This window comes from Variimorphobacter saccharofermentans, assembly GCF_014174405.1.
Taxonomy (GTDB): Bacteria; Bacillota; Clostridia; order Lachnospirales; family Lachnospiraceae; genus Mobilitalea; species Mobilitalea saccharofermentans.
On the sequence record NZ_JACEGA010000001.1, the window covers coordinates 308603 to 322951 of the forward strand.

Sequence of the window (14349 nt, forward strand, 5' to 3'; positions counted from 1 at the left end):
AATGATTCTTTGAAGCTTAAAAATTAGTAGTTATGATTGGAGGAAAGCAATGAGTGAACCAAAGAGAACAGGGTTATTACAATTACTAGGAAATAGTTTAGGTTGTCAATTTGTAATTCCGGTGTATCAAAGAAATTACACATGGGCGGCAGAGCGAGAAGTTAAGCAATATTTTGATGATTTACAGAGTGTTTTAAAAGGTGATTATAAAAATCATTTTATGGGAATTATAATTTATCTTGAAAAAGCCATTGACTTTAGTTCAAGGGAGTTTTCTATCATTGATGGTCAGCAAAGATTAACGACTACATTTTTGATTATATATGCCATAAAGCAAATGCTGGTTAATTGTAATGACACTGAAAAGGTAAAGCAGTTGGAGGGGCAATACCTGACGAATCCATATCATAATGATAAAATAAAATATAAGCTCAAACCCTTGGTGTCAGATGATGATGTGTATAGATGTATTGTGGAAGATAGGATGGGTGATATAACTGATAAAGAATCAAATGTTTTGAAAAATTATCAGTATATTAGCAATCGTTTAAATGAGCTGTTATTACAAGGTTATGATGCGAATGCTATATTAATGGCACTAGACAAATTATATGTGGTGTGTGTTCCTATTTCAGAGGAAGATAACGCTCAAAAAATTTTTGAAAGCATAAATGCTACTGGTGTAAAGCTTACTTCGGCCGACTTAATAAGAAATTATCTTCTGATGGATTTACAAAGTGATGTACAGGAAAAATATTATGCAGATTATTGGAAAAAACTAGAGGATAATGTTTCTGTAGATTCTAAGACCTTAGAATTGTTCTTCAGAATGTATTTAGCTATAAAAACATATAATTTGGTTCCCAAAAACAATGTTTATAGAGAATTTGTAAAATGGATTGAGGAACATGATACAAATATAAAGGTTTTGTTTGAAGATCTATTGGAATATGCAAAAATATTTAATCTGCTTATGAATGAAGACATAAATAAGATTGATAAAGAACTCAAAGATGCAATTGTTGATTTTAGAAAAGTGAATTCAGATTTACCGATGGCAATTGTTATGGAGTTCTATAGAATGTATCGTAAAGGCTGTATTACTATCGATGTTTTAGCTATGCTAATATGTGCTATCAATACATATATGATTCGTAGAAGTTTATGTGATATGAATTCACAAAATATTTCTAAACTATTTCCTACGGTGTTAAAGAAGGTGTTGGAGAAGTGTAATGATGATTATACAGATGTACTACGACATTTGAATCAGGAAATGGTCGGAAATATGGCTTCTACAAGTGGTAGTTATATGCCAACAGATAAACAGATGAAGGAAATGTTGTTTAATGCTAATGTTTACAAGAGACCGGCGCTTAGAATCGTATTGGATAGATTGGAGTTGTACAATAATCCGGCTCCAGTTGACTTGAGTCATTTAAGTATAGAGCATCTGATGCCACAGACACCTACGGAAGAATGGTTGGAAGAATTGGATACAGATATGGAAACATATTTGGAAAACCTACATAGAATAGGAAATCTTACTCTTGCCGCAAAGAAGGACAATAGTAAAATGGGAAATCTTATGTGGGATTACAAGAATGAAGTGTTAAAAGAAACTGCTCATTTAAAATTGAATCTTCAACTAATGGAAATTGATAAATGGGATATGGCAAGAATTGATAGCAGAACCAAGGAACTGATTGAAAAAATATGTTTTATTTATCCGTATCCGGAGGTTAGTGTTACTCAGAAAATAGATGACAGCGTTGTTGATGAAATGACAGCACTTGATTTGTGTGTTGAAATAGCCATTGATGAACAACCGATAACCTGTATTAGAAAAAGAAGAACTTTCAAAACGGAGGACAATAAAAAAGGATATACCATAGTGTCTTCCAAAATGTATCCTCAAGGGGATAAGGAAAAATATTGGTTTGGATATCGTGATAAACGATTTGAGGATATTGAATCTTGTGATGAACAGTATATGATTTTGGGATGTAGAAACAAAACACTTTCGGTTGTTAGATTCCCAAGAGCATTTATTGAGCAGAACCTGAGTATGCTAAATTCTTCCGTGGATAGTGAAACAGGCGAAATATCTCATTATCATATTGTCATTTTCAAAAATCCAGACGGAAAAATGACAATGCTTCTTTCAAAACCGGTATTACGGGAAATAGATATTTCGGAATATGTGATTGGTGAGATATAAAGTGGCGTAATTTGATTGGAGGTACATGAAGTAGAAAGTAGGCAGTATGAGCAGAAGAAAAATAAAAAAACAGAAGCAACAGCAACAGATTATTAAGTACGAAAGTAACAATCTGTCACAAGAGCAAATGATAGAGATTCAGACAGAAGCATATTACAGGGCACTAAAAAGAATTGAAGACGAAAAAGCTAAAATAAATGAACAAAAGTTGGAAAAACGAAAGTATAAATGGTATGAAGAAGTTCTTTTTTTCTTCAATATATTTTTATGGCCTTGGAAAATAAACAAGAGATTTAGCATTAGCAATCGAATTTATGATAGTATACCAGTTCTGTTTGTTTCTGGCATATTGCGCCTTGTTGGAGGAAGCATGTGGTTGATTGGTTTGGTTGGAATTGCAAGTGAAATATACAGTGTAGTTATTCAAAAGAGTATTAACAATATTTTTAGTACTAGTACACTTGCGTTTGTTTTGGTGCTTTTGGGAAGTATTTTTATCTTAGCCGGAGGAGAATTTGAAAAAGAAACAGATAGTAATAAAATATATGCGTATTCAGCTAGTATTATAGCGTTGGTTAGTTGTATTGTAAGTATAATTGCTTTGATGGGGATGTAATGTGGAAAAATGATAAGGATGGAGTTTGCGGCGGACAGATATTAATACTGAATTATATAAGTATTGAAGAAGATAAATGTAAGAAATTATTGAATGAACTTATGAAAAATGGCATGTCTGATTTTGCATAGGAACATATAGGGAGGTATTGTATGTCCAGAATAACTGATATAAAAGCAAAAATTAATGTCCTTGAAGGGGGAGCGTTTCAGGAATTGTGTGATGCGTTATTGGCGCGAAAAGGTTATGAAGGGATTCATGCATATGGAATGCAAGCGGGGACAATGAAGACAACAAAGGGAAATCCAGATACGTATTTTAAGAGCAAAAATGGTAAATATATTTTTGTTGCATATACTACACAAAAAGACAATTTATTTGAAAAGGCGAAAGATGATATAGAAAAATGTCTAAATCCGGAAAAGACAGGAATTCAAGAAAAAGATATTGAGGAAATAATTTTTTGTCATACATCATCAAATTTATCGGCGGGAGAAGATAAGGAACTTAAAGATATATGTGCTCAAAAAGGAATTCTATTTGATATTTATGGTATAGATAGGATTGCAGATGAAATATATCGAAAATACAAAATATTAGCCAAAGATCATTTGGGCATGTCTATTGATACAAATCAAATACTTGAACAAAGAGACTTTATTGATAGGTATGATTCAAATGAGATGATGGCGCCACTATCAACTACATTTCAATTTAGAAAAGATGAATATGAAGAGATGATGTCATTTTTACTGCAAAAAAAAGTAGTTGTTGTGGTGGGAAAAGCAGGTGTAGGAAAGACAAGATTATCTTTAGAGGTAGCCAAAGATTTTGGAAACAAATTCGGATATAAGGTGTTTTGCATTAAGAGTATGGATTTGTCAATATCAGAAGATGTTGCTGCCTATATGGATAAAGCAGGAAAGTATCTGTTCTTGATTGACGATGCCAATGAATTGGTGGGATTAAAATATGTTTTGGAATATACAAATATGGAGAATATGGGATATGATATAAAAATCATATCAACATTAAGAGATTATACGGCGGCTGGAGTTGTTAATCAAATTCGCCAATATACGGAGCCACACATATTAAATGTGGTTCCTTTTACAGATGAGCAAATAAAAGAATTTTTGAATGTTAATATGGAAATTCGCAATGGAGATTATGTGGATGCTATTATACGGATTGCAGAGGGAAATCCGAGAATTGCGTATATGGCTGGTAGATTAGCAAAAGCAGAACAATCATTGTCTGCAATTAATGATGCAACGCAGTTATATGAAAGCTATTATACTAAGTTTTTGGTAAGTTCAGCAATTACTACAGATAGGGATTTGTGCTTAGCAGCAAGTGTTATTTCATTACTGCATACAATCAATCTATCAGATATAAAGCCTCTTGAGAGTTTGCTGGATAAATTGAATATGAATCAAGAATTGTTTTTGAAAATGATATATCGTTTATGTGAGGATGAATTTGTTGAGATTAAGCTTGATAAAGTTGCAACAATATCTGATCAATGCTTGCGAAATTATATGTTATATTACGCATTTTGTAAAAAACGAATTGTGCCGTATTCAGAATTATTAGAGATAGGCTTTAGAAGTTTTAGAAATGGAATCGTAAAGGCTACAAGTATTTTGTGGAACATTTTTAGTTCGTCGGAAGTTCATGATTATTTGTCTTCAGAAATAGAGAAAGTGTGGGATATATATAAAGAAGAAGGTGGAGAAATATTTTATGAATTTGTTAAATACTTTCACGACTTTAGATTTGAAGAAGTTTTGTTGATTGTAAAGGATAGAATAGAGGCGGTCGATGCAGATAAAATCAACATTGATGAAATAGATTTTTCAAAGGATAAATATCATACAGAAGATGCAATAATAGAAATGCTTTCCGGTTATTGTAATCGTACTCTTTTGCCAGAGGCGGTTGAACTAATGTGTGAATATGTAGAAAAGAAGCAATCAGCGATTGATACGGTTATGCAGTGTATAAAAACAAATTACAGCATTGATAAAAATGCTTATAGGTACGATTATTTTACAGTAAATATGATTGTAGAAGGAGTAAAGAAAAAAAGGAATAGTCCTATTATTACAAAACTCTTTATGGGAATTTCCAATCATTTTTTAGAGGTGTTGTACCGACCGGCAGAATCGGGCAGAGGAAAGACAATAACGATGTATACTATACCTATTATATTAACCGAAGGGTGTAAGAAGTATCGTGGTAGCATTTGGAAAGAACTAATTTTGCTTAGTGAAGAGGCATATTGGGAGAAAGATATTAGAAATATTTTGGAGAAATATGCTGAGGGCTGGTATGATGAAGTAGAAAAAGATGTATTCGAATTTGATAAAGAATATATAGTGAAGTTGGTTGATAAACTGTGGAAAAAAAATAAGATAAGATATTGTGTTTTATGCAAAAAATTAAAAAAGAAATGGAAGCATTATGGTATTGATTCCGCAGATGAGTTCAATGTAGTTTTTGAATGTGAAGAGTGGAAGATATATAATGTATTTTCGGACAAGCGCTGGGAAACGGAATTGTCTTATGAAGAAGCAGAAGAACAGCGGGAATTTGAAATTAGAACGTATGCTAAGTCTTTGACAGAAGAGGATATAACCAATCTTGTAGAAAAAGTCAATCAAATCACATTTGAATTAGAACGAGAGAAATATGAAATAGTCCACGGTTTGGAAATCATTGTAGATGAACTGTCAAGTGATAAAGACAAACTGTGTCATTTTGCAAAAGTGTTTGTTGAAAAAGGAGATTGTATTGAGTTACATCCTTATTCACTTATAAAGAATTTAATAGCACAATATGGTAGCGAATATGTTTACAACCTTATATGGAACAAGGAATTTGTTCAAAAAAACAGATGGCAATTTGAGCTTTTTGAAATATTGCCAAAAGAAGAAATTAATTCTTCGTGGTTAGAAAGGTTGATTAAATTTTTTCAGGATGATGGAGATAAAGAAATTAAATCATCCCCATATAGGGATCTAAGATTTTTAGATAACTTTATTGAATTTGAGCCGAAAATATATTGTATAGCCACTAGAATTATTTTAAAAAAGCAAGAGTATAGTAATTTCATGGTACGAATGTATTTTGAATGGTTGTTCAATGACCATGTGTGGAAACCGGAAGAGTTAATGTGTAAATTTTCCGATGATATTGAATTATTGAAGGAAGTATATTTATGTACAATAAGATTAGATTCGCACACAGATTATGATGGTGAATTTATTAAGTATTTTATAAGTGTTGATAATTCTTGGGTTCAGTTATATGCAGAGTATATTAATGAAAATGAAGATAGGTCATATTTGTATGAACATGATAGAATTTTGGCATGCTGGGAATTGGATAACTATATGAATATATTTGATTACTTGTTTGATTTTGTTGTAGAAAAGAATGAATATTATAGGTGGAGAGCCAAAGAAGAATTTAAAAATTTGCTTGTACATGAGCAGGGAAAAGATTTAAGAAATGAAAGAAAAGAAGAATGGGTATTACAAACAGTAGAGAGATATAATGATGATAACAAAAAAATGATAGCTTTGTTTCAGGCATTGTCGGAATTGGGTACAGGTATCCGTGAAAAGGCTATAGTAAAGTTTGTTCAGTATAATAAAGATTATGAAATCTTTACTAAGTTATCATTAGAACCTAATCATTGGGGCGGGACCGGAAGCATGGTGCCTTGTATGCAAGGACGAGTCAAATTTTATGAGTCTCTGCTGCCTTATTTTACTGGTGTTGATTTACTTAAACATAAACAGTATATACAAGAGAATATACGAAGATGGAAGAGAATGATTGAGCAACAAGAGATACAGGAGCTAATGGAGTCATTGTATTTTTAAGAGTATACACATGAGAGTGTGCTATAAGGAGGGTTTGAAATGCTAAATCTGGTGGTTTTTGAAACAGAAGAGGAACTCTGTGAGTTAACAGGGCTGACAGAACATGAACTGTGGCAAAAAGGTTTTAATCTTGATGATTGGGAGATTGGTTTTCAATCTGAAGTTAAATTGCATAAGACACCGACGAAAAAAGATATAGAGAATGGATATCGGGAGAATGAATTAATTGCGTTATTTGATTTGCCGGCACATTGGTTGATGAATCAAATGAACAGTTACTGTGTTGGTGCAAATTATGTTTTTCTGGATGGGAAACATTACTATACAGTTCATCACGCATAAAGTGTTTTGGTATAGATGCCGGTGTTAAAAATGGCGACGTGTCGCCATTTTTGAGAAAGGAGAATGAAATGTCTGAGGAATTAATGAATATCGCAGATGTTGAGAGTGTTTTTAGTGATATATCTACAATGATTTATACTGCTAAAAATGAAGTTATGATGCGAGTAAATACATCAGTTATTTCGTTGTATTGGAATATAGGGAAGAAGTTATCTGAAGAAGTTTTGCAAGGAAAAAAGGCTGAATATGGAAAAAATATAATTGGTGATTTGAGTGAGAGACTAACGGTCGAATACGGAAAAGGTTTTGAAAAATCATCAGTTTTTAAAATGGTAAAATTTTACCAGGAATTTCCGGAATATGAAAAAGTGGCGACACTGTCGCAACAATTGACATGGTCTCATTTTGTAGAACTGTTACCGATTGAAGATGAATTAAAAAGGGATTTTTATGCTGCCATGTGTAAAAATGAAAATTGGTCAGTAAGAACTTTGCGTGAACGAAAAAAATCAATGTTATATGAACGCACTGCTGTATCTAAGTTACCGGAAGAAACCATAGCAAACGAGATTGCAGAGCTAAGAGATGACAAGAAAATGTCATTAGATATGTTTTACAGAGATCCATATATGTTAGATTTTCTTGGCTTAAAAGATACGTATAGTGAAAAAGATTTAGAAAATGCTATTTTGTCGGAATTGGAAAAATTCATTTTGGAAATGGGTTCAGATTTTGCGTTTCTGGCACGTCAGAAACACATCGTTTTAGATGGAAAAGACTACTATATGGATTTATTGTTCTATCACCGAACATTGCGGAGATTGGTATTGATAGAATTAAAACTTGGCGAGTTTGAACCTCAAGATAAGGGGCAGACAGAGTTATATCTTCGTTGGCTTGAAAAATATGAGAAAGCCGAAGGAGAAGAAAGCCCGGTAGCATTAATTTTATGTGCAGAAAAATCACAAGAAACGATTGAATTAATGGAATTAGATCATGGAAGTATACATGTGGGGCAGTATTTAACGAAAATGCCACCTAAAGAGTTATTGGAGAAAAAGTTGTCGTTGGCAATTGCTAATGCAAGGGAACAGTTAGAACAGCGGAAAGAATAGGATATGCTATAGATGGTACTTTAATTTCAGAAAGTACCATCTATTAATATATTCAAATCGGTTTGCACAATATGAAGAAAGGCAGGCAAGGGTAATGGATTATAAAGCATTAAATGAGAACCAAAGAAAAAGAATGTTACAGATAAGGTAAACGGTAAATCTCTTGTACATTAAAAAATAAAATCACATATGGGATAATACTCTAAGTTGAATAAGTTGAAAAAGTTGACAACATTTTAAACTTTTCAAACAATCTTAGGAGGTTATCTTCATGAATGCAAAAAATATGAAAAAGGAATATAACTTAAAGCAATGGCATCTTATAATTCAAGACTGCCGTAACAGTGGCATGAAAGTAGACGACTGGTGTAAACAAAACGATGTTAATCGTAATTCATACTATTATTGGTATAAAAAGATTCGTGAAGCTGCATGTGAAGTTTTAACCGAAAGCAATGTAGCCGTATCACCTTCCTTTGCATCTGTTCCTATGAATGTAATTGAACCTATCAATAATGGAAATCAAGGGTCACTAAACATATCTATTGGTAAAGTTAAAATAGAAGTTACAGAGAACACTTCACCTGATATACTACGTATGGTGCTGGAGGTACTTTCTAATGCTTAATGATGCTACAGGTTTTAAGGCTGTATATATCGCCTGTGGTTATACCGACCTGCGGCGTGGTATAGATGGTTTATCTGTTATTATTGATAAAACCTTTCATCTAAATCCTTTTGAGTCTGGTACCTTATTTCTCTTTTGCGGAAGGAGAACTGATCGTATCAAGGGACTTTTATGGGAGGGAGATGGTTTTCTATTGCTCTACAAACGCCTTGAAAATGGCAAGTTCCAATGGCCAAGAAATGAAGATGAAGTGCGTCAAATGACATCACAACAATTTCGTTGGTTGATGGAAGGACTATCAGTAGAGCCAAAAAAAGTTGTCCACACAGTCAAACCAAAACGGACTGCATAGGGCTATAATTAGTGGATAAAGTTTCTCCATAAAGCCCTGATTTTACTCGGTTTCGCTATGTTTTCCACAACTTTTAAAAGTTGTTTCAAATCTCTTTACATGCAGTTTTTATTATGCTATGTTTGACACATGATGATAGAAAACTATAGTGTAAACCAATTAACTAAATATACTAAGAAAGAGATCATAGATCTTTTTCTAAATCAGCAAGAGAGCCTAAAACTCCTTCGTGGGGAAATGGAGCTGCTAAACAAAAACATGAATCTATTATTAGAGCAGCTAAAGGTCTCCAATCAAGCAAGGTTTGGAAGTTCCTCTGAAAAGATTGATATAGAGATTTCAGAACAACTTCAATTATGTTTTAACGAAGCAGAGGTTACCATTGCTACTGCAGGAGAGATTGCAGAGCCAACAATAGAGCAAGTAGTGTCTGGGCATACACGTCGTGTAAAACCCCAAGGGAAACGAGATGCGGATTTGGAGGGGTTACCTATTCGTGTGGAGGAACACTTTCTTTCAGAGGAGAAGCTACAGGAACTTTTCGGTGGTAGCTATCGTAGGCTACCTGATGAAGTTTATAAAAAACTTGATTTTCATCCTGCAACCTTTGAAGTTGTAGAACATCACGTAGCCGTGTATTGCGGTAATAAAAATCAGACAATCGTACGGGCAGATCGTCCTTCAGAGCTATTGAAAAATAGCATTGTTACACCTTCGCTTCTTGCTGCAGTATTAAATGCTAAATATATAAACTCCCTACCTTTGTATCGTCTTGAGCAGGAATTTAAAAGGTATGATGTAAATATCTCAAGACAGGTAATGTCTAACTGGGTCATTACTGGAAGTGAACGATATTTATCGCTTCTTTATGACCGGATGCATGATGAGCTTTATAAAAGTCATGTGCTTCATGCAGATGAAACCCCATTTAAGGTAACAAAGGATGGACGTGATACCATGACCAATAGTTACATGTGGGTATATCGCTCTGGTAAGGATGGTGGAGGGCCCCCAGCAATCCTATATGAGTATCAGAAAACTCGTAAATCAGATCATCCTGCACAGTTCTTAAAGGAGTTCCAGGGCGTAGTGGTTTGTGATGGTTATCAAAGCTATCATAAGATAGCCAATGAGCGGCCTGATGAACTGAAAGTGGCAGGATGCTGGACTCATGCGAGAAGACGCTTCGCCCAGCTATGCAAAGCCCTTGGCAAAGAGAAAGCCAAAGGAACTCTAGCAGAAGCTGCAGTTGGTCAGATAGCAGCTATCTACCATGTGGATAATAGCCTATCAGATCTTAAACAAGATGAAAAACTACGTGAACGACAACTTCATGTCAAGCCTTTAGTAGAGGCCTTCTTTACGTGGGTAAAAGCCAATAGGCATACAGTTCCTGAAAAATCTGAAACAGGAAAAGCTTTTACTTATTGCATAAATCAAGAACAGTACCTACGTACTTTTCTAGAGGATCCAACAGTGCCCCTGGATAATAATTCTGCTGAAATAGCAATTCGCAGTTTTTGCGTTGGTAAACATAATTGGCACCTGATAGATACTATAAATGGAGCAAAGGCAAGCGCAATTGTGTACAGTATTGCAGAAACCGCAAAGGCAAACAACTTAAAACCTTATAATTATTTTAAATTTATCTTAGAAGAGATTCCTAAGTATGTAGATGGAAAGGATACAAAGTTCCTAGAAGACCTACTTCCATGGTCTCCAAATCTTCCAGATGAATGCAAAAAACAAAGTAATTAATAACTAGCCACCACAAGGTGGCTAGAATTTCATGATAGACAAGTGGTTTACCGTTTACCAGATAAGTAAAAATGATTTTTCGATGGAATGGGAAAATCCTGATTTCCTTGATGCACTTATTGGAAAACTTCCTCCCATACATCACGACCGAAATGAGGAAAATATTAAAACGGAACTTGCCGAATTAAACAAGTATTATTCTCAATTTGATTTTTTCGCAACTGATAGAGCTAAATTTATTCAAGAAATAAAAGTATTAATTAATGATATACATAATAAAAATGCGAATTGGTACGGTCTTGATTTATATAGAGTAGAAGAATGCATTCGGCAGCAGGAGTTTTGTTTGATTTCTGGAGAAGGTGGAATAGGAAAAAGTTATTTTATTAAATGTCTTGAAGAAGAATTTGAACGTAATGGTATTCCGCATTTGTGTATCTATGGAAAATTTGAAAAGAATTTGCAGAATGTTGATGTCAACGAAGTTGCCGGAGTAGGTGAAAAAGGTTTTGTATTTATTGTAGATGCAATAAATGAAATGTCCGAAAAGGGGCAATTAGAGCTATTGAATGTACTTCGGAATTTAGTTCATCTTTCTAAAATAAGAATTATATTGACATACCGAACAAATGCTATGGATAATCAGATCCTTGAGGAATATAAGGAAATGGCAAAGGCTGAGTATGCTTTCCCTGGGGTTTCTTTTGAATCTGCATTGAATGAACTCTTAAAGATGTCAGTTCCAGATGTTTACAAATATGAAGATATTCTATTTTCGAATAATGCATTATTATTGAATATGCTTTGCAGAGCACTCAGTGATGAAAAACTAATAGAGGAAAAGGTAAATAGCGTAGCTTCTATTACCTTTATTTTAGAATATTATATAAAAAATTCCATAAAGAAAACCTTTAAGGGGGAGATTTCATCCACAGATCCTATTGAAATTTGGAAAGATATTAAAAGAGTAGCCAAATGGATGTATGAACAAGATGTTAAAGAAATTGATAAAGAAAATTTGCTTCTAGTTATTAAATCGGGCGATGTCTTTATACGTATTTTAAGACAAGCAGGGATTGTAGGCGAGTACGATTATGACGACAGACATTATTATTTCTTTGCCATTGATTCGTTAACTGATTTTTTGATTGCACGTTCGTTATTTGAAGATATTACGGGAAAAGCATTTGATGAGCAGGTGAGAATTATATCACAAAAGACCGGCAAGCTCTATAATATGGAGGAAGCTGTGATTTTGGCTATATTTGATAATCTGGCACCGGATTATGAGTATATTGCTAAATTGTTAAAAGAAACAAAATTAATGGATTCATTGCAATATGAAACGCTTGTTAAAATCAACTTTAGCAAAGAAAATATTGTTAAATTTATTACAGCATTTGAACCCATCGAGAAAAATAGCTTGATTACTATATTTGGAGGTTATACAGATAAGCCATTCAATTGTGTGAATTATTTAAACTCATACTATACAGTAGAAAAAAATCAGTTAAGAGAGTTATCTTTAGCCTTATCCGGGACACACTTTCTGGGACGAGTGAAGGGAAGACTAAAAAACATTATATATTTTCTTACACTTCATAATGGCAAGGATAGAAGAGTGGAGGAAGCTTTTTATTATGCATTGTGGTGTTGCGCAGCACCAAACAAAGATGTACGTTGTCTTGCAATGAAATTATTATATGAAGTAGTAAGACAGAATACGGAATATAAAAGTGTTCTGATTGATATGTATGAAAGTATTGTAGACCCATACATAAAGGAGTCAATAATTTATGTTTTAGTAAATCATCTACAAGATGACGAAGAAATATTGAGCTTCTTTAAGAATTTAATAATAGGTGAAACATATTTATTAGCAAGAAGTATTAAAAGAATAGCGGTTTATTTGCATGATGATTATGGTTATATAAAGTGGGATAGAGAAAATTTGTATGATTTGAATAATGCTGTGCCTATATCAGATTCGTTAAATGATATTTTCTTTAGCGTAGATCTTATGAATAAAGATTTTTTACCATTCCGGTATTGGTCGAAGGAACATATTGATATGCATACACGTTTTTTGCAGGTAGACAAGCAGGATATTTTTAAGTTAAATCATTTTTTAGAAGAAAAGTTCCTATGCGTAAAAACGGGAGAGTGTAATGGCTTGATGTCTTTTGAGAATCATATTAAATCTGAGTATAATATTGATTTGCGAAAACAAGTGCTGGATAATAATGCGTTTTTTGCTTCCTTCGAATCGGTTATTAAAGAAATATTCTCTCTATTTCAAGAACCATATGATGAAATTGAACGAATTGGAGGAGAAGAGGAGTTTCAAAATTCAATATTTATGAAGTGTGTTGATGTTGCTATCGGTATTTACTATGGGAGCCTTATGTGTAACTACTTTACAAATGAGTTTGCAACATATAATAATTATCAAAACAGTATTGGGTATGAAGTATATGATCCTATTGAATATGGCGAGGATGTGTATATAGCAACTCCGGTGCCGACATATCAAGATTATATTGAAAAGTTGGGGGATATGGTTATTAATCGAATCGATTTGCCGGAAAAGAAAGACTTGGCGTGGGTAAGGGATGTGTCAAATACTCGTAGAAATTTAGTATCACTTTTTGAAGCGGTTGAGATCAAAGGTGTTGAGTGGGTTTTGCTCGCGGGAAGAGTTTCTTTGCATGAAGACTCTAAAAAGGAGACAAGGTGGAAAGATACATATGATATATGGTGCTGTACATCGGAAAAAGAAACTATACATGAAAATGGTGGGGCAAGGTATCTTACGATAGAATTGGAAGATTATGCTGGAAATTTAGGTGATTATAAGAAGTGTGATTCAAAACCGTGGTTATGTAAAGATGTAAAAAATATAAATTATCATTCAGAAATATTTGATAATACTTCCTTAGTGCTTCCGCCAGCAGAACTGATATGTTATTTTCAACTGACTCCAGTTTATGCTAATATGTCGTGGATTAATTCGGCTGGTGAAGTTGTAATATTCTGTAATAACAATAAAAATTCGTACTACACAGATCCTATTGGTGGTACGGTCTTTATAAGAAAAGATTATTTAGATGAGTATAGGAAAGGACATATTTTAAAGTATTTTGCATTTACAGAAAGGTTCATTCCAGAAACTGGTTATGCAGATGAAACATCGTTGTATTTTGAAATCCAAAATGGTGTTATTATCAAGGAAATATTAAATAATGGTGGAGGATCTCATCGGGCGGCGGAGACTAATCCATTGTGTGCGAATTGTCCACACGGTTTCAATCAGAAGTTGTCAAATAACAATAGTGACCTAAATGAAATGATAGAAATAATTTTGAGGGAGGGTTACGCTTCATGGGAAGAAGATGAAATTAACTGAAAGACAAGGAGGGTAAGT

Annotated in this window: 10 protein-coding genes; all 10 read left to right on the forward strand. The window is 33.5% G+C overall.

Going from position 1 to position 14349, the window contains the following annotated elements:
* Positions 1-49 precede the first annotated feature (49 nt).
* A complete protein-coding gene (locus H0486_RS01355) occupies positions 50-2221 on the forward strand; it encodes a DUF262 domain-containing protein (RefSeq protein ID WP_228351314.1) in 2172 nt (723 codons plus the stop codon).
* A 46-nt stretch (positions 2222-2267) separates the two neighbouring features.
* Positions 2268-2837, forward strand: coding sequence for a hypothetical protein (locus H0486_RS01360; RefSeq protein ID WP_228351315.1), 570 nt, complete (start codon positions 2268-2270; stop codon positions 2835-2837).
* Complete coding sequence (locus tag H0486_RS18270; protein ID WP_267023069.1) at positions 2837-2968, forward strand: hypothetical protein; 132 nt, start codon at positions 2837-2839, stop codon at positions 2966-2968. Before H0486_RS01360 ends, H0486_RS18270 begins: the two co-directional genes overlap by 1 nt.
* A gap of 21 nt (positions 2969-2989) precedes the next feature.
* Positions 2990-6730, forward strand: coding sequence for an nSTAND3 domain-containing NTPase (locus H0486_RS01365; RefSeq protein ID WP_228351316.1), 3741 nt, complete (start codon positions 2990-2992; stop codon positions 6728-6730).
* 39 nt (positions 6731-6769) lie between these two features.
* Complete coding sequence (locus tag H0486_RS01370) at positions 6770-7072, forward strand: hypothetical protein (RefSeq protein WP_228351317.1); 303 nt, start codon at positions 6770-6772, stop codon at positions 7070-7072.
* A gap of 68 nt (positions 7073-7140) precedes the next feature.
* Positions 7141-8187, forward strand: coding sequence for a PDDEXK nuclease domain-containing protein (locus H0486_RS01375; RefSeq protein ID WP_228351318.1), 1047 nt, complete (start codon positions 7141-7143; stop codon positions 8185-8187).
* A 271-nt stretch (positions 8188-8458) separates the two neighbouring features.
* Positions 8459-8815, forward strand: coding sequence for an IS66 family insertion sequence element accessory protein TnpA (tnpA, locus tag H0486_RS01380; protein ID WP_228351319.1), 357 nt, complete (start codon positions 8459-8461; stop codon positions 8813-8815).
* Positions 8808-9167, forward strand: coding sequence for an IS66 family insertion sequence element accessory protein TnpB (gene tnpB / locus H0486_RS01385; RefSeq protein WP_228351320.1), 360 nt, complete (start codon positions 8808-8810; stop codon positions 9165-9167). The genes tnpA and tnpB overlap by 8 nt, the downstream gene beginning before the upstream one ends.
* A gap of 132 nt (positions 9168-9299) precedes the next feature.
* Complete coding sequence (gene tnpC, locus H0486_RS01390; protein ID WP_228354333.1) at positions 9300-10925, forward strand: IS66 family transposase; 1626 nt, start codon at positions 9300-9302, stop codon at positions 10923-10925.
* Positions 10926-10956: 31 nt separating this feature from the next.
* Positions 10957-14331, forward strand: a complete 3375-nt coding sequence (locus H0486_RS01395) for an NACHT domain-containing protein (RefSeq protein ID WP_228351321.1) — start codon at positions 10957-10959, stop codon at positions 14329-14331.
* The last annotated feature ends 18 nt before the right edge of the window (positions 14332-14349 follow it).

What these genes read in the sequence shown, in the direction of transcription:
- H0486_RS01355 (WP_228351314.1), top strand. Translation starts at nt 50, where the DNA reads ATGAGTGAACCAAAGAGAACAGGGTTATTACAATTACTAGGAAATAGT.
- H0486_RS01360 (WP_228351315.1), top strand. Translation starts at nt 2,268, where the DNA reads ATGAGCAGAAGAAAAATAAAAAAACAGAAGCAACAGCAACAGATTATT.
- H0486_RS18270 (WP_267023069.1), top strand. Translation starts at nt 2,837, where the DNA reads ATGTGGAAAAATGATAAGGATGGAGTTTGCGGCGGACAGATATTAATA.
- H0486_RS01365 (WP_228351316.1), top strand. Translation starts at nt 2,990, where the DNA reads ATGTCCAGAATAACTGATATAAAAGCAAAAATTAATGTCCTTGAAGGG.
- H0486_RS01370 (WP_228351317.1), top strand. Translation starts at nt 6,770, where the DNA reads ATGCTAAATCTGGTGGTTTTTGAAACAGAAGAGGAACTCTGTGAGTTA.
- H0486_RS01375 (WP_228351318.1), top strand. Translation starts at nt 7,141, where the DNA reads ATGTCTGAGGAATTAATGAATATCGCAGATGTTGAGAGTGTTTTTAGT.
- tnpA (WP_228351319.1), top strand. Translation starts at nt 8,459, where the DNA reads ATGAATGCAAAAAATATGAAAAAGGAATATAACTTAAAGCAATGGCAT.
- tnpB (WP_228351320.1), top strand. Translation starts at nt 8,808, where the DNA reads ATGCTTAATGATGCTACAGGTTTTAAGGCTGTATATATCGCCTGTGGT.
- tnpC (WP_228354333.1), top strand. Translation starts at nt 9,300, where the DNA reads ATGATAGAAAACTATAGTGTAAACCAATTAACTAAATATACTAAGAAA.
- H0486_RS01395 (WP_228351321.1), top strand. Translation starts at nt 10,957, where the DNA reads ATGATAGACAAGTGGTTTACCGTTTACCAGATAAGTAAAAATGATTTT.